The sequence below is a fragment of the Mycobacterium appelbergii genome, from assembly GCF_032883035.1.
In the GTDB taxonomy this organism is placed as follows: domain Bacteria; phylum Actinomycetota; class Actinomycetes; order Mycobacteriales; family Mycobacteriaceae; genus Mycobacterium; species Mycobacterium appelbergii.
The window spans coordinates 503,864-522,667 of sequence record NZ_JAMQTH010000001.1; the positions used below are offsets into that span (position 1 = coordinate 503,864).

General features: G+C 66.4%; 24 protein-coding genes. 18 read left to right on the forward strand and 6 right to left on the reverse strand.

From position 1 onward, the window contains the following. Positions 1 to 117 precede the first annotated feature (117 nt). The 7 genes from M1247_RS02365 to M1247_RS02395 all read left to right on the forward strand — a co-directional run bounded on the left by M1247_RS02365 (position 118) and on the right by M1247_RS02395 (position 5,046). The gene (locus M1247_RS02365; protein WP_317154643.1) at positions 118 to 642 is read left to right on the forward strand and encodes a hypothetical protein; all 525 of its coding nucleotides are present in this window, start codon (positions 118 to 120) and stop codon (positions 640 to 642) included. 89 nt (positions 643 to 731) lie between these two features. After that, positions 732 to 968, forward strand: a complete 237-nt coding sequence (locus tag M1247_RS02370; protein WP_317154644.1) for a type II toxin-antitoxin system Phd/YefM family antitoxin — start codon at positions 732 to 734, stop codon at positions 966 to 968. Beyond that, positions 965 to 1,375, forward strand: coding sequence for a type II toxin-antitoxin system VapC family toxin (locus tag M1247_RS02375; RefSeq protein WP_317154645.1), 411 nt, complete (start codon positions 965 to 967; stop codon positions 1,373 to 1,375). The genes M1247_RS02370 and M1247_RS02375 overlap by 4 nt, the downstream gene beginning before the upstream one ends. A gap of 30 nt (positions 1,376 to 1,405) precedes the next feature. After that, complete coding sequence (locus M1247_RS02380) at positions 1,406 to 1,861, forward strand: PPOX class F420-dependent oxidoreductase (RefSeq protein ID WP_317154646.1); 456 nt, start codon at positions 1,406 to 1,408, stop codon at positions 1,859 to 1,861. A 150-nt stretch (positions 1,862 to 2,011) separates the two neighbouring features. Further along, positions 2,012 to 3,250 carry an MMP alpha-(1->4)-mannosyltransferase gene (locus M1247_RS02385; protein ID WP_317154647.1) on the forward strand — a complete coding sequence of 413 codons (1,239 nt, stop codon included), beginning with the start codon at positions 2,012 to 2,014 and terminating at the stop codon, positions 3,248 to 3,250. Further along, positions 3,244 to 3,972, forward strand: coding sequence for a class I SAM-dependent methyltransferase (locus M1247_RS02390; RefSeq protein ID WP_317154648.1), 729 nt, complete (start codon positions 3,244 to 3,246; stop codon positions 3,970 to 3,972). Before M1247_RS02385 ends, M1247_RS02390 begins: the two co-directional genes overlap by 7 nt. Positions 3,973 to 3,975: 3 nt before the next feature. Further along, positions 3,976 to 5,046, forward strand: a complete 1,071-nt coding sequence (locus tag M1247_RS02395) for an MMP endo-(1,4)-3-O-methyl-alpha-D-mannosidase (RefSeq protein WP_317154649.1) — start codon at positions 3,976 to 3,978, stop codon at positions 5,044 to 5,046. Here M1247_RS02395 and M1247_RS02400 read toward each other — a convergent pair. Next, entirely contained in the window at positions 5,033 to 5,713 is a 681-nt protein-coding gene (locus tag M1247_RS02400) for a class I SAM-dependent methyltransferase (RefSeq protein ID WP_317154650.1), read from the reverse strand. The two genes, M1247_RS02395 and M1247_RS02400, sit on opposite strands and share 14 nt — an antisense overlap. A gap of 53 nt (positions 5,714 to 5,766) precedes the next feature. Between M1247_RS02400 and M1247_RS02405 the strand changes: the two genes are divergently transcribed. After that, a complete protein-coding gene (locus tag M1247_RS02405) occupies positions 5,767 to 6,336 on the forward strand; it encodes a TetR/AcrR family transcriptional regulator (protein ID WP_317154651.1) in 570 nt (189 codons plus the stop codon). On the opposite strand, the gene M1247_RS02410 is transcribed toward M1247_RS02405, so the two are convergent. Next, positions 6,329 to 6,934: a TetR/AcrR family transcriptional regulator gene (locus M1247_RS02410; RefSeq protein ID WP_317154652.1), complete on the reverse strand. Its 606-nt coding sequence runs from the start codon at positions 6,932 to 6,934 to the stop codon at positions 6,329 to 6,331. The two genes, M1247_RS02405 and M1247_RS02410, sit on opposite strands and share 8 nt — an antisense overlap. A gap of 91 nt (positions 6,935 to 7,025) precedes the next feature. Between M1247_RS02410 and M1247_RS02415 the strand changes: the two genes are divergently transcribed. Continuing rightward, a complete protein-coding gene (locus M1247_RS02415) occupies positions 7,026 to 8,363 on the forward strand; it encodes a cytochrome P450 (protein WP_317154653.1) in 1,338 nt (445 codons plus the stop codon). Positions 8,364 to 8,366: 3 nt separating this feature from the next. Here the strand turns inward: M1247_RS02415 and msrA are convergent, their stop codons facing one another. Then, a complete protein-coding gene (gene msrA / locus M1247_RS02420) occupies positions 8,367 to 8,882 on the reverse strand; it encodes a peptide-methionine (S)-S-oxide reductase MsrA (protein ID WP_317154654.1) in 516 nt (171 codons plus the stop codon). A 55-nt stretch (positions 8,883 to 8,937) separates the two neighbouring features. Here msrA and M1247_RS02425 point away from each other — a divergent pair, with 55 nt between their 5' ends. From M1247_RS02425 to M1247_RS02440, 4 genes are all read left to right on the forward strand, one after another. Beyond that, positions 8,938 to 9,333, forward strand: a complete 396-nt coding sequence (locus tag M1247_RS02425; protein WP_317154655.1) for a hypothetical protein — start codon at positions 8,938 to 8,940, stop codon at positions 9,331 to 9,333. A gap of 41 nt (positions 9,334 to 9,374) precedes the next feature. Then, complete coding sequence (locus tag M1247_RS02430) at positions 9,375 to 9,875, forward strand: nuclear transport factor 2 family protein (RefSeq protein WP_317154656.1); 501 nt, start codon at positions 9,375 to 9,377, stop codon at positions 9,873 to 9,875. After that, positions 9,872 to 10,897 carry an NAD-dependent epimerase/dehydratase family protein gene (locus tag M1247_RS02435; protein ID WP_317154657.1) on the forward strand — a complete coding sequence of 342 codons (1,026 nt, stop codon included), beginning with the start codon at positions 9,872 to 9,874 and terminating at the stop codon, positions 10,895 to 10,897. The genes M1247_RS02430 and M1247_RS02435 overlap by 4 nt, the downstream gene beginning before the upstream one ends. A gap of 62 nt (positions 10,898 to 10,959) precedes the next feature. Further along, positions 10,960 to 11,778 carry a class I SAM-dependent methyltransferase gene (locus M1247_RS02440; protein ID WP_317154658.1) on the forward strand — a complete coding sequence of 273 codons (819 nt, stop codon included), beginning with the start codon at positions 10,960 to 10,962 and terminating at the stop codon, positions 11,776 to 11,778. 65 nt (positions 11,779 to 11,843) lie between these two features. Here the strand turns inward: M1247_RS02440 and M1247_RS02445 are convergent, their stop codons facing one another. After that, positions 11,844 to 12,062: a hypothetical protein gene (locus M1247_RS02445; RefSeq protein WP_317154659.1), complete on the reverse strand. Its 219-nt coding sequence runs from the start codon at positions 12,060 to 12,062 to the stop codon at positions 11,844 to 11,846. Between the two features lie 146 nt (positions 12,063 to 12,208). Then, the gene (locus M1247_RS02450) at positions 12,209 to 12,679 is read right to left on the reverse strand and encodes an SRPBCC family protein (protein WP_317154660.1); all 471 of its coding nucleotides are present in this window, start codon (positions 12,677 to 12,679) and stop codon (positions 12,209 to 12,211) included. 59 nt (positions 12,680 to 12,738) lie between these two features. Here M1247_RS02450 and M1247_RS02455 point away from each other — a divergent pair, with 59 nt between their 5' ends. The 4 genes from M1247_RS02455 (at position 12,739) to M1247_RS02470 (ending at position 15,509) form a co-directional block, all read left to right on the forward strand. Further along, positions 12,739 to 13,098 (forward strand): DUF427 domain-containing protein, encoded by a 360-nt coding sequence (locus tag M1247_RS02455; protein WP_317154661.1) that lies wholly within the window; start codon positions 12,739 to 12,741, stop codon positions 13,096 to 13,098. A gap of 9 nt (positions 13,099 to 13,107) precedes the next feature. Continuing rightward, complete coding sequence (locus M1247_RS02460) at positions 13,108 to 14,007, forward strand: DNA-3-methyladenine glycosylase family protein (protein ID WP_317154662.1); 900 nt, start codon at positions 13,108 to 13,110, stop codon at positions 14,005 to 14,007. A gap of 82 nt (positions 14,008 to 14,089) precedes the next feature. Then, entirely contained in the window at positions 14,090 to 14,641 is a 552-nt protein-coding gene (locus M1247_RS02465) for a Dps family protein (protein WP_317154663.1), read from the forward strand. Between the two features lie 40 nt (positions 14,642 to 14,681). Next, positions 14,682 to 15,509, forward strand: coding sequence for an MBL fold metallo-hydrolase (locus M1247_RS02470; RefSeq protein ID WP_317154664.1), 828 nt, complete (start codon positions 14,682 to 14,684; stop codon positions 15,507 to 15,509). Here M1247_RS02470 and aqpZ read toward each other — a convergent pair. After that, complete coding sequence (gene aqpZ, locus M1247_RS02475) at positions 15,506 to 16,276, reverse strand: aquaporin Z (RefSeq protein ID WP_317154665.1); 771 nt, start codon at positions 16,274 to 16,276, stop codon at positions 15,506 to 15,508. The genes M1247_RS02470 and aqpZ overlap by 4 nt on opposite strands. Positions 16,277 to 16,531: 255 nt before the next feature. On the opposite strand from aqpZ, the gene M1247_RS02480 reads away from it, so the two are divergent. Beyond that, complete coding sequence (locus M1247_RS02480) at positions 16,532 to 18,577, forward strand: heavy metal translocating P-type ATPase (RefSeq protein WP_317154666.1); 2,046 nt, start codon at positions 16,532 to 16,534, stop codon at positions 18,575 to 18,577. Positions 18,578 to 18,804: the final 227 nt, after the last annotated feature.

An 18,804-nucleotide genomic window follows, 5' to 3' on the forward strand; every position in this document is an offset into this window, starting at 1 on the left:
TCTCGTTCTCCTCTTTTCCCTCTTATCGCTACGCTGCGATATGTTGGGTTGAACCAGCAGGTCAGAGGTTTTAATTCCGATGGCAGAAATTTGTTGACCAGTGGCAGAAATCGGGCAGTGAAGCTGGCGGCGTTGGGACTGCGGCAACGCGACGGTGTCACGTGTGGCCCGACCGTCGTCGTGGTCGCGGGCATCCTGATGGATCCGGCGTACCGGGCCCGATTGCTCGGCCCAGGTGGTGAAGCGTGGTTCGCCTGCGAGCAGGGCCGGATTCACGCCGATGTCAACAGGATCTGGCCGCGGCGCCTTGGCACCACCCCGGCGGGCCTGGCCCGGGCACTGAGCGGCCACAGCGCAAACCGTGGCGTTTCCTACCGCTGGCGGATTTTCCGGGGACGGCGCGATGCGATGACCGATGTGCTGCGCGCGGTGACCGCGGGGTGGCCGGTCGCGATGCTGATCGGCGGCCGGGGCCTGCCGCGGCACTGGGTGTTGGTCGTCGATGCGGTTGACGACGTACTGCAGTGCTACGAGCCGTCTTCCGGACGGGTCATTCCCGTCGGCGTCACCGCACTGCGCAACGCCCGCCTCGCGGGCCTCGGGTTTCCCCGCCCATTCGCGTTCGTCCTGCCAGCCGACTAATTGCCTGAGAGACAGGCAGTTTCGGCCAACAGAGTCATTACCAACCATTCGGACTAGTGCGACTAGTCTAAATGGTGTATTTTGGCTGAATGGGAAAGACGATCACGAGCACCGAGGCCAAGACGCGGTTGAATGCCATCTTGGCCGAGGTGGAGCAGACCGGAGTGTCTGTCACGATCACCAATCACGGTCGCCCCGTCGCCGTGTTGTCGCCGGCGGTCGCGCGACCGCGCACGTTCGGTCAACTCCCCAACCTCGTTGTGCCGGAAAACTTCGACGAACCGCTTCCCGTCGACGAACTCGCCGCCTGGGAGTCTGCGTTGTGACGTCGATCCTGCTGGACACCAACGCGCTTCTTTGGCTGACCTCGGAGCCAGGTCGGATCGCTGAGTCTGCCCGTGAAGTGCTCGAAGACCAGGCTAATGAGCTGTTTGTGTCCGCTGCATCAGCGTGGGAGGTGGCCGTCAAAACACGGATTGGTCGATTGGATGGTGCGCCGCTCCTATCGGCCTGGAGCGAAGTCTTGGCGGGCATGGATGCCGTTGATCTGGTGGTCGACTCGGCTGACGCGGCGATGGCGGGTCAGCTCAATTGGGAGCACAAGGATCCCTTCGATCGAATGATCGTTGCGCAGGCTGCCCGTCGGGGTTTCTCAATCGCGACGAACGACCTGCGGATCATCCGGGGTGCGGTGACGCCGGTGATTGTCACGAATCAAACACGCGAAACCTGAACTGTCCCCAAGCTCGGCAAGGAGAATGGCATGGCCGGAAAGTATGCAACCGCAGACGTCGTCGGTAGTGACGAGCTCATCGAATTCATTCGTCCGCGGCATCGAATGGTGCTCACCACGTTCCGTTCCGACGGGTCGCTGCAGAGTTCACCGGTGACGGGTGGGGTGGATGAGCAGGGCGGCATCGTCATCGCAAGTTATCCGCAGCGGGCCAAGTCGGTGAACGTTCGGCGGACGCCCAGGGCAAGCGTCGTGGTGCTCTCCGACGAGTTCAACGGACCCTACGTCCAGGTCGACGGGGACGGCGAGGTGATCGAGTTGCCGGACGCGGTGGAGCCACTCGTCGACTATTTCCGCGCGGTCGCAGGCGAGCATTCGGATTGGGCCGAGTATCGGCAGGCGATGGTGGCGCAGGGCAAGTGCCTCATTCGGGTCACCCCGCGGCGCTGGGGGCCGATCGCCACCGGCGGCTTCCCGCCTGCGTAGCTGCCCCACCAACGGGGGCCACGGTGGGGACGCGTTGCGTCCGCTAGTACGTCAAACTATAGTCTGGACACATGTCCAGAGGGTTCGGAGTCTACGCGTGAGTGTGTTTTCCCATTTCAGCGTGATTCCGACCGTCGAGTGAGTTCGCCGATGCGTATCGCGCTGCTGTCCTATCGGAGTAAGACCCATTGCGGCGGCCAGGGTGTCTACGTGCGCCACCTGAGCCGCGGACTGGCTGAACTCGGGCATGACGTCGAAGTGTTCTCCGGCCAGCCGTACCCGGAAGGTCTGGACCCGCGCGTCCGGCTCACCAAGGTGCCCAGCCTCGACCTCTACCGCGAGCCGGACCCGTTCCGGGTTCCGCGGCCCAGCGAGATCAGGGACCGAATCGACGCCCTGGAACTGGCGACGATGTGGACGGCCGGCTTCCCGGAGCCGCGCACATTCACCATGCGGGTGGCGCGACTGCTGGCCCAACGCCGGGACGACTTCGACGTCGTCCACGACAACCAGAGCCTGGGCGCGGCGCTGCTGAAGGTCGCGGACCTGGGCCTGCCCGTGGTGGCCACGGTGCACCATCCGATCACCCGCGACCGCGTGGTCGACGTCGCGGCCGCGAAATGGTGGCGTAAACCGTTGGTGCGCAGGTGGTATGGCTTCGCCGAAATGCAGAAGAAGGTGGCCAGGCAGATCCCTGAGCTGCTGACCGTATCGTCCTCCTCGGCGGCCGACATCGCAGAGGACTTCGGGGTTTCCCCGAGCCAGCTGCACATCGTGCCGCTCGGGGTGAACACCGAGCTGTTCAAGCCCGCCGAACACCGGGTGAGCGGACGGATCATCGCGATCGCCAGCGCCGACGTGCCGCTCAAGGGTGTCAGTCATCTGCTGCACGCGGTCGCCAGGCTGCGGGTGGAACGCAACCTGGACGTGCAGTTGGTATCCAAGCTCGAACCCAACGGGCCCACCGAGAAGCTGATCGCGGAACTGGGCATCTCCGATATCGTGCACAGCTCCAGTGGCCTTACTGATGAGGATCTCGCGGCGCTGTTGGCCTCGGCCGAGGTCGCCTGCATTCCGTCGCTGTACGAAGGCTTTTCGCTGCCCGCGGTCGAGGCGATGGCCAGCGGTACCCCGATTGTGGCCAGCCGCGCCGGGGCGTTGCCCGAGGTGGTCGGCAACGACGGACACTGCGCACGGCTGGTCCGGCCTGCCGATGTCGACGAGCTCACCTCGGTACTCGGTGAACTGCTCGATTCGCCGTTGGAGCGCCGCAGGCTCGGAACCGCGGGCCGTCAGCGGGCGCTCGACGTGTTCAGCTGGGAATCAGTTGCCGCGCAGACGGTATCGGTATACGAGATGGCGCAGAATCGGGTGGTGAAGGCATGCTGACCGTCGACTTCGACCGGCTCGGTGTGGGGCCGGGCACCTCGGTGATCGATGTCGGCTGCGGCGCGGGCCGGCATACCTTCGAGGCCTACCGTCGTGGTGCCGAGGTCGTCGGTTTCGACCAGAGTGTCTCGGATCTCAACGACGTCGACGCGATCCTGCAGGCCATGCGTGAGCAGGGTGAAGTGCCGCTGTCGGCCAAAGCCGAAGCCGTCAAGGGTGATGCGCTGGCACTGCCGTACGGGGACAACAGCTTCGACTGTGTCGTCGCCTCGGAGATCCTCGAGCACGTGCCGGAGGATGAACGCGCCATCGCAGAGCTGGTGCGGGTGCTCAAACCCGGTGGCTCCCTGGCGATCACGGTTCCGCGCTGGTTGCCGGAGAAGGTCTGCTGGCTGCTGTCCGACGAATATCACGCCAACGAGGGCGGCCACATCAGGATTTACAAGGCCGACGAGTTGCGCGACAAGGTTCTGGCGCACGGTCTGCAGCTGACCCACACCCATCATGAGCACGCACTGCATGCGCCGTACTGGTGGCTGAAATGCCTGGTAGGTACGGAAAAGACGAACCATCCCGCGGTCAAGGCCTACCACCAGCTGTTGGTGTGGGACATGATGGGCCGGCCCTGGCTCACCCGCACCGCCGAATCACTGCTCAATCCGGTGATCGGCAAGAGTGTGGCGCTCTACTTTCACAAGCCACTCTCCCCGAGCGGGCGGTGAGCGTTGCGACTTCCTGATGTTCCCGGGGTGCCGGGGGTGCTGAGCCCGGGCCAATGCCGCCAGACCGCCCGGTCGATCGCGGCGACCCAGGAATCATCAGGCGCCCTACCGTGGTTCGAGGGCGGCCACACCGACCCGTGGGATCACGTCGAGAACGCCATGGCGCTGACCGTCGCCGGGCTGCTCGAGCCGGCCCGGGCGGGCTATGACTGGTGCCGCACGATGCAACGCCCCGACGGTTCCTGGCCGATCCAGTTGCGCAACGGCGTGGTCGAAGACGCCAACAGCGACAGTAACTTCTGCGCGTATGTGGCCACCGGGGTGTGGCATCACGTACTGATCACGGGCGACCGGCGGTTCGCCGAGACAATGTGGCCCGTGGTGGCCCGGGCGATCGACTTCGTGCTGGGGCTACAGGCAACTCGTGGCGAAATCTACTGGGCCCGTACCGACTCCGGACCTGTTGCCGAGGCGTTGCTGACCGGCTGCGCCAGCGTCTACCACAGTATCCGGTGCGGGCTGGCCCTGGCCGATTACCTCGACGATGCGCAACCCGAGTGGGAAGTGGCGGTCGGGCGTCTCGGCCACGTCATCGCCGCCCACCCGGAGGCGTTCTCGGCCAAGGACACTCACGCGATGGAGTGGTACTACCCGGTGCTGGGCGGGGCATTGCGTGGGGATGCTGCCGTGGCGCGGATCGAGGACCGGTGGCACGACTTCGTGGTGCCAGGCCTGGGTATCCGGTGCGTCGACCACCGGCCGTGGGTGACCGGCGCCGAGACCTGCGAACTGGTGATGGCCCTGGACGCGATCGGCGATACCCGCCGGGCACATGAGCAGTTCGCGGCCATGCACCATCTGCGGGAAACCGACGGATCCTATTGGACCGGGCTGGTTTTCGCCGACGGCAAGCGCTGGCCGGAGGAGCGCACCACCTGGACCGGCGCAGCGATGATCCTGGCGGCCGACGCGCTGTCCTCGTCCACCCCGGCCAGCGGCATCTTCCGCGGCGTCGGTCTCCCGCGCGGCCTGGAAGGCGAGTTCGACTGCGAGTGCGTCGTCACTGACCGCTGATCCGCTCCAGCACCCGCATCGAACCCAACGCGCGAACCTCTCGGAACGCGCCTGTCTTCAACGCCCGCTGATAGATGTGGAACGGTGCCTGGCCGCCGTCGTCGGGATTCGGGAACACATCGTGGATGACCAGTGCGCCGCCGACCTCGACCCACCGGGCCCAGCCGTCGAAATCGCGCTGGGCGGCCTCCTCGGTGTGCCCACCGTCGATGAACAACAGCCGCAATGGTGTTCGCCAGCCCCGGGCCACCACGGGCGACCTGCCGACGACGGCGACCACATGGTCATCCAGCCCCGCCGCGTCCAGGGTGTGACGCATGGTGGGCAGGGTGTCGAACAGTCCGGTCACCGGATCGACCATGGTGCTGTCGTGGTACTCCCAGCCGACCTGATGTTCCTCGGAGCCGTGGTGGTGATCGACCGTGTACACCACCGCGTCGGCCTCCTGCGCCGCGGCGCCAAGCAGCACCGTGGATTTGCCGCAGTACGTACCGATCTCGACGCCCACGCCGCCGGACAGGTAGGCCACGGCGGTGTCGTACAGCGCGCGGCCCTCATCGGCAGGCATGAAGCCGGTGATCCGCTCGGCGAGAGCGAACAGACTTTCGGCGCGGGGCGGCAGGGCGGTCTCGTCGCGGTGCGACAGTCCGGCGTCGGCAGGGCTCATATTCCTCAACCTACCGTTGCTGGTGATGCGTTGTTGTAGTAGCGTCCGGACACGTGTCCGATCCGGCGTTGGAGTCGACTCGCCGGCGGCTGACCGCGAAACAGGCCGATACGGTCGAGCGGCTCGGTCGGGCGGCGGTGGCGCTGATCAGCCGCGAGGGGTTCGCGGGGCTGACCGTGCGACGGGTGGCTACCGAGGCCGGGGTGGGATCAGCCACCGCCTATACCTATTTCTCGTCCAAGGAACACCTTGTGGCAGAGGTCTTCTGGCGTCGGCTTTCCGCCTCACCGCCTGCAGTGCACGAATCCGCCGACCCCGCGACGCGGGTGGTCGAGGTACTCCAGCACATCACGTCGCTGGTGGCCGACGAGCCGGCATTCGCAGGCGCGGTGACCAATGCGCTACTGGGCAAGGATCCCGATGTAGACGCGTTGCGTCAGCGCATCGGCGCCGACATCCGGCTACGACTCGTGGCCGCACTCGGACCGGACGTCGATCCCGACGTGATCGAGGCCCTCGAGCTGCTCTATGCAGGCACCCTCGTATGGGCAGGAATGGGGTACGAGACCTATCCCGATATCGCGCGTCGACTGGAGAAATCGGCGCGGCTGGTTCTCAGCTGAATCCGCCGCCGAGGATCGCCTCGGACGCGGCCAGTGCGGGTTCGTAGATCTCCCGGATATCGCGGCCGTCCTCGACGATGAGCGCCGTCAGTTCCCGTAAACCGCCAAGCAGGATGATGGCCATCGGCCGGGTGAGCTGCGGTAGGCCGGCCCGGTGGAAACCCGCGCTGTCGCTGAGATCGATGAGCAGATCGGTGAGTTCACGCAGCGCTGCCCGTTGAAGGGGCCGTGCGGCGCTGCCCAGTGCGGGCAGTTCGCGGATCCAACTCAGCGTGATTGCCGGCGCGGCCCGGATGTGATCGACGTAGGCGCCGACGGCATGGTCGATCTGGTCCCGCCAGGACGCCTCGGGGTCGACGGCGTCGCGGATCCGGGTGACCAACGCGGCGTTGTTGGCCCGCAGCAGTTCGATGAAACAGTCCTCTTTGCTGCCGAACTGATCGTAGAACGTGCGCTTGGACGTCCGGGCGTACCGCACGATGTCGGCGACGGTGGTGTCCCGGTACCCCTTGGCCTCGATCGCGGCGGCCAGGCCGTCGAGCAGACGGGGCCGGAAGCCGTCGACGACGGGCTGCGCACCGGGGGATACCGCCTGCATGCAACCCCCTTGCGTCGTTTGGTACTTGCGAGTACCGTACAACACATCGCGCGTGGTACATCGGAGTACCAAGGCATCGTCTGGAGATGGCATGACTGAAACAGTGACCGCCGTACAACCTGACACTGTGCGGATTCCGCCGGGATCGCGACTTCCCAGGCTGCTCCAAGGCATCGGATACGCGACCGCGAGGCGCTGGGTGGTCGAGCAGGCCGCGCGTCGTTACGGAGAAGTCTTCTCGCTCAACATCCCGCTCTTCGGACGTGCCGTGATCGTCGCGGACCCGCAGCTGGCCAAGCAGCTGTTCCTGGCCAACACCGACGACGTCGGCAACATCCAGCCCAACCTGAGCCGCATCCTCGGCTCCGGATCGGTGTTCGCCCTCGACGGCACCGAGCACCGGCGCCGCCGCAAGCTGCTCACCCCGCCGTTCCACGGCAAGAGCATCAAGAACTACGAGAGGATCTTCGAGGAGGAAACCCTGCGGGAATCGGCCGGCTGGCCCGAAGGGCAACCGTTCGAGACGCTCGAACCGATGATGCGGATCACGCTCAACGCGATCTTGCGTGCGGTCTTCGGCGCCGACGGTGCCCAACTCGACGAGCTCCGGCGCATCATCCCACCGTGGGTGACACTGGGGTCGCGCCTGGCCGTGCTGCCCACCCCGACGCGGAGCTACGGACGGTTCAGCCCGTGGGGTCGACTGGCCGAATACCGTAGGCAGTACGACGCCGTCATCGACCGGCTGATCGACCAGATCCAGGCCGACCCCGACCTCGACGGCCGGGACGACGTCCTGGCGCTACTGCTGCGCAGTACCTACGAGGACGGTACGAGCATGTCGCGCAAGGATATCGGCGACGAACTGCTCACCCTGCTGGCGGCCGGGCACGAGACGACGGCCTCGACGCTCGGCTGGGCCTTCGAACGGATCAGCAGGCATCCGGCGGTCCTGGCCGAACTGGTCACCGAAGCCGATACCGACGGCAACGAGTATCGGCAGGCGACCATCCTGGAGGTGCAGCGCGCCCGCACCGTGATCGACTTCGCCGGCCGCCACGTCTATGCACCCACCTTCCAACTCGGCGACTGGGTGATACCGCAGGGGTATTCGGTCATCGTCGCCATCGCGCACATCCAGGAACGGGCCGAGGATTTTCCCGAACCCGGACGCTTCGACCCGCACCGCTTCATGGGCAGCAGGCCCGGCCTCGGCTGGATCCCCTTCGGCGGCGGCACCCGGCGCTGCGTGGGCGCCGCCTTCGCCAACGTCGAAATGGATGTGGTGCTGCGAACGGTGTTGCGGCACTTCACCATCGACACCACCACCGCCCCCGGCGAAAAGGTGCATTCGCGCGGGGTGGCCTACACCCCGAAGGCGGGCGGGCGCATCGTGGTGCACCGCCGCGCGACTCCTTTGGGCGGCTAGCGCCTACTGGTTCGCTGTCTGGCGCTTGGGAAGTTTCCAGCCCGGCCGCGGGAAGTGGCAGGTGTAGCCGTTCGGGTAGTGCTGCAGGTAATCCTGATGTTCGGGCTCGGCCTCCCAGAAGTCGGCCGCGGGCGTCACCTCGGTGACCACCTTGCCCGGCCACAGCCCTGAGGCGTCGACGTCGGCAATGGTGTCCAGTGCCACGCGCTTCTGGTCGTCGTCGAGGTAGAAGATCGCCGAGCGGTAGCTGGTGCCGACATCGTTGCCCTGCCGGTCTTTGGTGGTGGGATCGTGGATCTGGAAGAAGAACTCCAGCAGTGCGCGGTAGTCGGTCCGGGCCGGGTCATAGGTGATCTCGAGTGCCTCGGCATGCCCGGGATGGTTGCGGTAGGTGGGGTGATCGTTGCGGCCACCGGTGTAGCCCACCCGGGTGGACACCACGCCGGGCTGCTTACGCACCAGATCCTGCATTCCCCAGAAGCAGCCGCCCGCGAGGATGGCCGTGGAGTACGTGCTCATAGCGCTGTATTTCCTTCCGTCATCACCCATTGTGCGCGGCGCTAGCGTGGAGTGCATGCGTGTAGCTGTAACCATGGCACTTGCAGGTTTACTCCTGGCGAGCGCGCCGATCGCCTCGGCTGACCCGGTCGAGCCGCCGGAGGTGGCCTGGGACCCGGCGCGAACGGTATTCATCGACAACCCGGCGATCGTCGATCCGCACGCGACGCGGATCGAATCCGTCGTCCGGGGCCCGGACAAATTGTGGGTGAACTTCACCGCAGGCACCCCGGACTGCTTCGGCGTGCACGTCACCGCGACCGAGACCCCGCAGTCCGTCACGGTGGAACTGCGTGGCGGGACGCCGCCGGAGGCGGTCGGGCGGATGTGCATCGCGCTGGCGGTGGCCGGGACGGTCGACGTGCCGTTGCAGGCGCCGCCGGGGGACCGGACCGTTCTCGTCCAGGCGTGACGGCCCTCGACAAGGCCGCTAGAACGTGTTCTAGTTCTGGGATGAGCACGTTCAGCCGCAAGGAACTGGCTGCCGCATTCGAGACGTTCGAAGAGACCGTGGACCGGGCTGCCCGCACCAAGGACTGGGACGTCTGGGTGGAGCACTACACGCCCGACGTCGACTATGTCGAGCACGCCGCGGGCACCATGAAGGGCCGCGAAGAGGTACGCAGCTGGATCTGGAAGACGATGACGAACTTCCCCGGCAGCTACATGACCGCGTTCCCGTCGCTGTGGACGGTGATCGACGAACCCACCGGACGCATCATCTGCGAACTGGACAATCCGATGGTCGATCCGGGTGACGGCACGATCATCAGCGCCACCAACATCTCGATCATCACCTACGCCGGTGACGGGCTGTGGTCGCGACAGGAGGACGTCTACAACCCGTTGCGATTCGTCGCCGCGGGGATGAAGTGGTGCCGCAAAGCCGGCGAGCTCGGCACGCTACCGGACGAGGCCGCCGCCTGGATGAAGCAGTTCGGCGGTGCCAGATGAGCACCCAGCTGGTCATCGGGGCCAACGGATTCCTCGGTTCGCACGTCATGCGCCAGTTGGTCGAGGCCGGGGAGGGGCGCGAAATCCGAGCCATGGTGCGGCCGAACGCCGCGACGGTGGGCATCGACGATCTGCCCGTCAAGCGATTCGTCGGCGACATCTTCGACGCCGAGGTGTTACGGGAGGCGATGACCGGCTGCGACGTCGTCTACTACTGCGTCGTCGACGCCAGGGGCTGGCTGCGTGACCCGGCCCCGCTGTTCCGGACCAACGTCGAGGGCACCCGCAGTGTGCTCGACGTGGCCGTCGAGCCCGAGATCGCCGCCACCTTGGGCAGATTCGTCTACACCAGCAGCTATGTCACCGTCGGGCGCAGACGCGGTCACCGCGCCACCGAGGAGGATGTGATCGACCTGCGGGGCGTCACCCCGTACGTGCGCTCCCGGGTCGAGGCCGAGGAACTCGTGCTGCGGTACGCGCAGGAGCGCGGCCTGCCCGCCGTCGCGATGTGCGTGTCGACGACCTACGGCAGCGGCGACTGGGGCCGGACCCCGCACGGCGCGATCATCGCAGGCGCCGCATTCGGCAAACTGCCGTTCGTGATGAGTGGCATCGACCTGGAAGCCGTCGGTGTCGACGATGCCGCCGCGGCGCTGATCCTTGCGGCCGAACGGGGCCGCGCCGCCGAGCGCTACCTGATCTCGGAGAAGATGATCAGCAATGCGACGGTGGCGAGGCTCGCCGCCGAGGCCGCCGGAGTGCCTGCGCCGGCCCGCTCGATACCGCTGCCGGTGTCGTATCTGATGGCCGCGGTCGGCAGCGTCAAGGGCAAGCTGCGCGGCACCGATGAGCGGATGTCGCTGGAATCCCTGCGGTTGATGCGGGCCGAAGCCGAGGTCGATCACAGCAAGGCCGTGCGTGAACTTGGTTGGCAGCCAAGGCCGGTGGAGGAGTCCATCGCCGAGGCGGCGAAGTTCTGGGTCGGGCTGCGTGCGGCGAGACGCTCGAAAAAGGCCGGCTGAACACCACGCCGGTAAGTGTTAAGGCTCTGTCGCGCAAAGCGATTCGGGGATAGCCTCGGATGATGACCGACAAACTCAAGGTCGACCTCAGTGGGGCGCCGCAGACCATGCTGGCGACGTTTTACGCGAAGGCGCTCGACGCCGACCTGCCGAACTCCATTCTGCATGACTCCTATGCCAAGGAGATCGTCGAGCGCATCGACTACGACTGGAGCAGGACCAGCATCACGGCGGCGAACTCACCGTCGGTGACCACCCGCAGCGCGCACTTCGACAACTGGGCGCGTCAGTTCCTGGCCGTCCATCCGAACGCGGTCGTGCTGCACCTCGGGTGCGGGCTGGACAGCCGGTTCTATCGGCTCGCACCCGGACCCGGAGTCGAGTGGTACGACATCGACTATCCCGACGTGGCCCATCTGCGCGAGCAGCTTTATCCCGGCGCCGAGCACTATCACGTGCTGGCAGCGTCGGTGACCGACCCCGGGTGGCTGCCCGACATTCCCACCGACCGCCCGACGCTGATGATCGGCGAAGGTCTCACCATGTACCTCACCGAGCAAGACGGGGTCGCGCTGCTGCGCCGGATAGTCGACCGGTTCACATCCGGCGAACTGCAATTCGACGCGTTCAACAAGCTGGGCATCCGGTCGCAATGGATGAACGCGGTGGTGCGACGGTCCGGATCGACGTTGTACTGGGCGATCAACAAACCCGAGGACATCCTCGATGCGGTGCCCGGCACCCGGCTGCTGGCCTGGGCCTCGCCGTTCGACAACGGTTCGTTCAACACATTGGCGTGGTACTACCGCCTCATGACATACGTCATGGGCACCGTACCGGCGCTGCGCTACATGGCGCAGTACCACCGTTACGCGTTCTGAACGCAAAGAAGAAGGGCACCTGCTCCAGGTGCCCTTCTCTGCTCCGCTGCCCTCGGCAGCCGGCCTCACCGGCCACTGTGCCGCACCGTGTTGTCCACCTTGGGGGCGTTGGCCTTCGGCTGGATCTGATCCAACCAGCCCAGGTGGTCGACACCGGCGGTGATGGTGGTGGCGCTGGGAACCGCAGCCTGGACGGGGGTGGCGGCCTGAGCCGATCCGGCCAGTCCCAGGATCGCGGCGCTCAGTCCGCTGGCGGCTATTGCAGCAATTCCGAACTTCTTCATTTCTCTCTCCTCTGACTCTCGCTTTGTGGCGCTATGTCTGTCTAAACAGACTGGTCAGAGGGTTAATTCCGGTGGCAGAAATTGATCGACGGATGGCAGAAAACACTATGTGACGGGCGTCCCAGCGAGTGCTGGGCAATCTCCCACTAACGCTCGGCGCGCTCCTTCAGCCGCTGCAGCGTGAGCTTGATGTGCTCGGCATTGGCGCCGTCGCGGTCGCACACCCCGGTGGCCCGGCCCGCGATCGCCTTGAACCAACCGGCGCGGCGGTCCCAGGTCGACTCGGTCACGGTGCAGCCGCCGTCGGTCTCGGCGATGTCGTAGCGCCAATGCGCCACCGGGAACACCAGCGACTTGACGTCGAACGCAAATGCCCGGCCCGGCTCGGCGTCGGTCACCGTGCAGGTGGTGGTCCAACTCTTTGAGCCGCTGCGGTTGTGCCCCTTGAACACCGCGCCCGCAGCGGCCGCGTTGCCCTTCTGCCACTGCATCGCCTGGGCTTCCTCGGCCAGCGTCGCCAGCGTGGGCAGATCGGTGATGAGGGCGTACACCGTGGCGGGGTCGGCGGCGATGAAGACGGAGTCTTTGACGGGAGCGGGCTTGGCGGGAGCGGTCATGGCAGAGATCGTATGGTCCCGGCCGGAAGAATGGTGTGCCCGGTCACGTTGTGACTGTCATGACCGAGCGTCCCGTTCTGGAGCCCACTGCCCAACATCCCATCACTGTCACACCCACCGGTAGGCACGTCACCGTCACCGTGAACGGCGAGGTGGTCGCCGAGACCGACGATGCCCTCACTCTGCAGGAGTCGACGTATCCCGCGGTGCAGTACATCCCGCTCGCCGACGTGGTGCCCGCCGTGCTCACGCGCAGCGACACCACCACGTACTGCCCGTACAAGGGCGAGGCCAACTACTACAACGTCGGCGCCGTCGAGGATGCGATCTGGACCTACGAGCAGCCGTACCCCGCCGTGGCTGACATCGCGGGCCGGGTGGCCTTCTACGCCGACAAGGCCGAGGTCGTGCTGGCATAACCTGGTGCGGTGTCCACCGCCAGTGTGGTGTTCAGCGGACCGGCCAGCCCCGGCCTGACGCTGGCTCCGTTACGTCGCAGCGCCGGTGATCCCTGTACGCGAGTGACCGCCGACGGCACGATCTGGCGGACCAGCCTGTTGCGCAGCGGCCCGGTGACCGCCTGTATCGCCAAATCGGCGCCGGACACCGTCGACTGCGAGGCGTGGGGTGACGGTGCCGCCGAATTCCTGGACGGCCTACCCGGGTTCCTCGGCGCCGCCGACGACGCGACCGGATTCGATCCGGTCGAGCCGACCATCGCCGAAGCGCACCGACGGGTTCCCCATCTGCGGCTGGGACGCACCGGCCGGGTGCTCGAAGCGTTGATCCCGGCGGTCATCGAGCAGCGGGTGTACGGCATGGACGCATGGCGGGCGTGGCGTGCACTGGTCAACAGGTTCGGCGCGCCTGCGCCCGGGCCCGCGCCTGGGGGGATGCGGGTGCCACCGACGGCCGAGGTCTGGCGGCGCATACCGTCCTGGGAGTTTCACCGCGCGAATGTGGATCCGGGCCGGGCGCGCACCATCGTCGGGTGTGCGCAGCGGGCCGACGCGTTGGAGCGGCTCACCGCCGAGCGCGCCGTCACGGGCCTGCAATCACTGCCGGGGGTCGGGATATGGACCGCGGCCGAGACCGTGCAACGTGCATTCGGCGATGCCGATGCACTGTCGGTCGGCGATTACCACCTGGCCAAGGTGGTAGGTCTGAGTCTGCTCGGCAGGCCGATCGATGACACCGCGATGGTCGAACTGCTCGAGCCCCTGCGCCCGCACCGGCACCGTGCGGTGCGGTTGTTGGAAGCCAGTGGGCTGGCGGCCGTTCCGCGTCGCAGTGCGCGCCAGGCGATTCCCAATCTGCGCGCCCTGTAGGCGCGCCGGTGATTACCGACGGCGATACCGGGGTACCCGAGGCGCGCGGCACGAGACCCTCGGTCGTGCGAAAGGAGTAACCATGACCACATTCACCATTCCGGGCCTTTCTGACAAGCAAGGCGCCGAGGTGGCCGGTTTGCTGCAGAAGCAGCTCAGCACCTACAACGACCTGCACCTGACGCTCAAGCACATCCACTGGAACGTCGTCGGACCGAACTTCATCGGCGTTCACGAGATGATCGACCCACAGGTCGCGCTGGTGCGCGGCTATGCGGATGAGGTCGCCGAGCGCATTGCGGCACTGGGCAAGTCACCCAAAGGCACGCCGGGCGCGATCGTCGCGGATCGCGCCTGGGACGACTATTCCGTCGGCCGGGACAACGTGCAGGCGCATCTGGCCGCACTGGATCTCGTGTACAACGGCGTCATCGAAGACACCCGTAAGGCCATCGACCGGCTTGAGAAGCTCGATCTGGTATCTCAGGATGTCCTGATCGACCATGCCGCCGAGCTGGAGAAGTTCCAGTGGTTCGTGCGGGCCCACCTGGAGAGCGCGGGCGGCCAGTTGGCGCATGAGGGTGCGCCGACAGAACGGGGCGCCGCAGGCAAGGCGCGCCGCAAATCCGCCTGAGGCTTGACCTCAACCTCGATTGAGGTGTCAGCCTGGGCGTATGCCTACCTGGATTTGCACCGGATGCGGGATTGAGCACGCGGAATCCGACAGCAGACCACCGGAGGACAGCTGCGTGCTGACGTCGGAGGAGGTTGCCATCGAGGAGCGTGGTGATCTGCCCCCGCACGGCACCTGGACCACGCTGGATGAGCTTGCCGCCCAACAGCACCACACGGAACACACCGATCACGGCCGCGGTGTTCACGGTCTGCGGCGGGCGCCGCGCTTTGCGATCGGGCACCGGTCATTTCTGGTGCAGACCGCACGGGGGAACCTCCTGTGGGATTCGCCGAGCTACCTCGACGACGAGATCCTCGATCTGGTCCGCAATCTGGGCGGGGTGGCGGCGGTGGCTGCCAGCCACCCACACATGTTCGGTGCGCAGCTGAGCTGGAGCAGAGAGTTCGGCGGGGTGCCGGTCTACGTCAATGCCCTTGATCAGGAATGGATCCCGCACCGCGATCCGTTGATCGAGCTCTGGGCCGGCGAGATCGAGCCGGTGCGCGGCGTGCGGTTGCTTCACGTCGGCGGGCACATGCGGGGCAGTTCGGTCGCCTTGACCGCTGACGGCACTCTGCTGGTCGGCGACACCATCACCGGTGGACTGGCCAGGAACTGGGTGTCGTTCCAGCGCAACTATCCCAGGCATGTGCCGCTGTCCGCGGCGGTGGTGCGGCGCATCGTGGACCGGCTCGACGCGTACGACTACGACCGGCTCTACACCCTTGGCGGCGACGAGATCGATCGCGACGCCAAGGGTGTGGTGCACCGGTCAGCGGAGAGCCATATCCGTTGGGTCAGCGGTGAATTCGACCACCTCACCTAGTCGCGGTTCTCCAGGGCGTCGTCGCGCATCGGCCGCTCGGCGAGTTCCTCATGCACACCGAACAGGAACGGATACGCGACACCGGCGATCGCGGCGCCGATCAGCGGCGCCACCCAGAACGCCCACAGCTGTGCCGGAGCGCCATCGCCGTTGAAGAACGCCACCGCGGTGGACCTGGCCGGGTTGACCGAGGTGTTGGATATCGGGATCGAGATCAGGTGGATCAGCGTCAGCGTCAGGCCGATCGACAGCCCCGCGAATCCCTTCCGGGCCCGATCGTCCGTCGAGCCGAGGATTACGAGCAGAAAGATGAAGGTCAGCACGACCTCGGCGATCAACACCGCCACCAGCGAATAGCCGCCGGGGGAGTGGTCCCCGAAGCCGTTGGCGGCCATGTTGCCGGTTGCCGTCCAGCTCTCTTTGCCCTTGGCCACCACGTAGATCACCACGCCGGCCACCAGCCCGCCGACGAGCTGGGCGATCCAATAGGGCACCAGCGCAGCCCATTCCACGCGTTTTGCCAGGGCGGCGCCCAGGGTGACAGCGGGATTGAAGTGGCCCCCGGAGATGGTGCCGAAGGCGTAGACCCCGGTCAGGACCGTCAACCCGAAGGCCAGCGCAACGCCGAGGAACCCGATCCCGAGCGAAAGTCCGTCATCGGCCAGGAATTTGGCGGCGAACACTGCGCTACCGCAGCCGCCGAGCACCAGCCAGAACGTGCCGATGAACTCGGCAGCCAGTCGATGCGTCATCGTTGGTGCATTCATCCGAACTCCTCCGTCGTGGAAGTGGTGTGTTCGGTAGCCTGCACGCCATAGCTGGATGGCAAGGTCGTTGTTGCCAAATTGTTTGCTGATCGCAACGCGCGCGATGCGCGGTCGCGGGTTCAGCGATAGGCGGGACCCCCTTCCAGGGTTTCCACGCCGAGGCGGCCCAACGGAGTGTTCAACGGGTATCGCATCACTGTCAACAGTGAGGCCGACGCGGTGGTTGTATACCCCCTAGGGGTATATGATGAGCGCATGGCCATGACTGAACACGCACAGCACGAGCACACCGGCCACTCCGCGCATCACGGGGATCACGCCGCCCAGTTCCGCAGGCTCTTCCTCGTCATGGTGGTGCTGGCAGTCCCGACGGTCGCCTTCTCGCCGATGTTCGCGACGCTGCTGGGCTACTCGATTCCGGAGTTCGCCGGCGCGCGCTGGGTGTCGCCGGTGCTGGGAACCGTGATGTACGCATGGGGTGGACGGCCCTTCCTGTCCGGCGCCGTCGGCGAAATACGCTCGCGGGCACCGGGGATGATGTTGCTGATCGGCCTGGCCATCACCGTTGCGTTCATCTCGTCCCTGGGGGCCAGCCTCGGTCTGTTGCACCATCAGCTGGACTTCTGGTGGGAGCTGGCCCTGCTCGTCGTGATCATGCTGCTGGGGCACTGGATAGAGATGCGGTCGCTGGCGCAGACGACCTCGGCGCTGGACTCGCTGGCCGCGCTGCTGCCCGATGAGGCCGAACGCGTCGACGACGACGGCGGAACCGAGCGGATCGTGACGGTGGCGCCGTCGCAGCTGCAAGTCGGAGATGTGGTTGTGGTCCGGCCCGGTGCAGGCATCCCCGTCGACGGCCGGATTGTCGACGGGTCGGCAGACATCGACGAGTCGATGGTCACCGGTGAGTCGCGTCCGGTGCGCCGCGGCGTGGGCGACGACGTCATCGCGGGCACCGTGGCCACCGATTCAGGGCTGCGGCTCACCGTCACCGCGGTCGGCGACGACACCGCCCTGGCCGGCATCCAGCGGTTGGTCAGCGATGCCATGAATTCCTCGTCGCGCGCGCAGCGCCTCGCCGACCGGGCGGCGGGCTGGCTGTTCTGGTTCGCCCTCGGGGCGGCGATCGTGACGGCGCTGGTGTGGACGTACCTGGGTGAGCCGGACCAGGCTGTGGTCCGGACCATCACGGTGCTGGTCATCGCCTGCCCGCATGCACTGGGACTGGCCATTCCGTTGGTGGTCTCGATCGCCACCGAGCGTGCGGCCCGCGGCGGCGTGCTGATCAAGGACCGGCTGGCGCTGGAGACCATGCGCACGGTCGGGGCGGTGTTGTTCGACAAGACCGGCACGCTGACCAAGGGGGAGCCCGCGGTGACCGCCGTGTATGCCACCGGGCGGACTGACGACGAGATGCTGAGGATCGCCGCTGCCGCTGAAGCCGCATCCGAGCACCCCCTGGCCAGGGCCATCGTGGCGGCCGCGCAGAGCCGCGATCTGTCGCTGCCTGCCGCCTCCGATTTCAGTTCTTCACCGGCGGTCGGTGTCAGTGCCCTCATCGAGGGCCACCGGGTTCAGGTCGGCGGTCCAGGGCTGTTGGAGCGCAGCGGTGTGGCCGACCTTCCACAGACAGCACACTGGCACGGAGCCACCGTGCTGCATGTCCTGGTCGACGGGACGATCGCCGGTGCGCTGGCCCTGGCGGACGAGGTGCGACCCGAGTCCAGGCAGGCTGTCGACGCATTGCACGACCTCGGGGTGAAAGTGGTGATGATCACCGGGGACGCCGAACCGGTCGCCGCCGCGGTCGCCGCTGAGCTCGACATCGACCGGGTGTATGCGGGGGTGCGTCCCGAGGACAAGGCGGCCAAGGTGGCCGAACTCCAGCGTGAGGGCCTGTCGGTGGCAATGGTCGGTGACGGCGTGAACGACGCGCCGGCGCTGGCCAAGGCCGACATCGGGATCGCGATCGGTGCAGGCACCGACGTCGCCATCGCGTCGGCCGGTGTCATCCTCGCGAGTTCCGACCCGCGTTCGGTGCTGTCCGTGATCGAGCTGTCCCGGCAGTCCTATCGCAAGATGAAGCAAAACCTTTGGTGGGCAGCGGGTTACAACCTGATCTCGGTGCCGCTGGCCGCCGGCGTGCTGGCGCCGGTGGGCTTTGTGATGCCGATGTCGGTGGGTGCCCTGCTGATGTCGGCCTCCACGGTGGTGGTGGCGCTCAACGCGCAGTTGCTGCGACGGCTCGATCTACGGCCGCGGGCCGGCCTCAAGAGTGACCTACAGGACGCCAGAGGGTGATCCTGGCTAACTCTAAGAATCTGGCTAACGTTTCTCGCAAACACAGAATGTTCCTATAACGGCTCGATAACGGGAGGATGTCGGCCCTGCTAGCAAACCGCATGTGTGATTACGGGGGCGTCAGCGCGCATGGGCCACGGTGGAGTGGGAATCGGGCGCATTTGAAAATATAAGGGACGCAACGTAATCGGCGGACCGCCGCGGGAGCCCGGTGTGAGGCGGCAGTC

Bases quoted from the DNA above. Each gene is read 5' to 3' on its own strand.
- M1247_RS02450 (WP_317154660.1), bottom strand. From the start codon at position 12,679: ATGACCGCTCCCGCCAAGCCCGCTCCCGTCAAAGACTCCGTCTTCATC.
- M1247_RS02380 (WP_317154646.1), top strand. From the start codon at position 1,406: ATGGCCGGAAAGTATGCAACCGCAGACGTCGTCGGTAGTGACGAGCTC.
- M1247_RS02435 (WP_317154657.1), top strand. From the start codon at position 9,872: ATGAGCACCCAGCTGGTCATCGGGGCCAACGGATTCCTCGGTTCGCAC.
- M1247_RS02465 (WP_317154663.1), top strand. From the start codon at position 14,090: ATGACCACATTCACCATTCCGGGCCTTTCTGACAAGCAAGGCGCCGAG.
- aqpZ (WP_317154665.1), bottom strand. From the start codon at position 16,276: ATGAATGCACCAACGATGACGCATCGACTGGCTGCCGAGTTCATCGGC.
- M1247_RS02430 (WP_317154656.1), top strand. From the start codon at position 9,375: ATGAGCACGTTCAGCCGCAAGGAACTGGCTGCCGCATTCGAGACGTTC.
- M1247_RS02445 (WP_317154659.1), bottom strand. From the start codon at position 12,062: ATGAAGAAGTTCGGAATTGCTGCAATAGCCGCCAGCGGACTGAGCGCC.
- M1247_RS02455 (WP_317154661.1), top strand. From the start codon at position 12,739: ATGACCGAGCGTCCCGTTCTGGAGCCCACTGCCCAACATCCCATCACT.
- M1247_RS02440 (WP_317154658.1), top strand. From the start codon at position 10,960: ATGACCGACAAACTCAAGGTCGACCTCAGTGGGGCGCCGCAGACCATG.
- M1247_RS02410 (WP_317154652.1), bottom strand. From the start codon at position 6,934: ATGCAGGCGGTATCCCCCGGTGCGCAGCCCGTCGTCGACGGCTTCCGG.
- M1247_RS02390 (WP_317154648.1), top strand. From the start codon at position 3,244: ATGCTGACCGTCGACTTCGACCGGCTCGGTGTGGGGCCGGGCACCTCG.
- M1247_RS02470 (WP_317154664.1), top strand. From the start codon at position 14,682: ATGCCTACCTGGATTTGCACCGGATGCGGGATTGAGCACGCGGAATCC.
- M1247_RS02425 (WP_317154655.1), top strand. From the start codon at position 8,938: ATGCGTGTAGCTGTAACCATGGCACTTGCAGGTTTACTCCTGGCGAGC.
- M1247_RS02385 (WP_317154647.1), top strand. From the start codon at position 2,012: ATGCGTATCGCGCTGCTGTCCTATCGGAGTAAGACCCATTGCGGCGGC.
- M1247_RS02480 (WP_317154666.1), top strand. From the start codon at position 16,532: ATGGCCATGACTGAACACGCACAGCACGAGCACACCGGCCACTCCGCG.
- M1247_RS02415 (WP_317154653.1), top strand. From the start codon at position 7,026: ATGACTGAAACAGTGACCGCCGTACAACCTGACACTGTGCGGATTCCG.
- msrA (WP_317154654.1), bottom strand. From the start codon at position 8,882: ATGAGCACGTACTCCACGGCCATCCTCGCGGGCGGCTGCTTCTGGGGA.
- M1247_RS02400 (WP_317154650.1), bottom strand. From the start codon at position 5,713: ATGAGCCCTGCCGACGCCGGACTGTCGCACCGCGACGAGACCGCCCTG.
- M1247_RS02370 (WP_317154644.1), top strand. From the start codon at position 732: ATGGGAAAGACGATCACGAGCACCGAGGCCAAGACGCGGTTGAATGCC.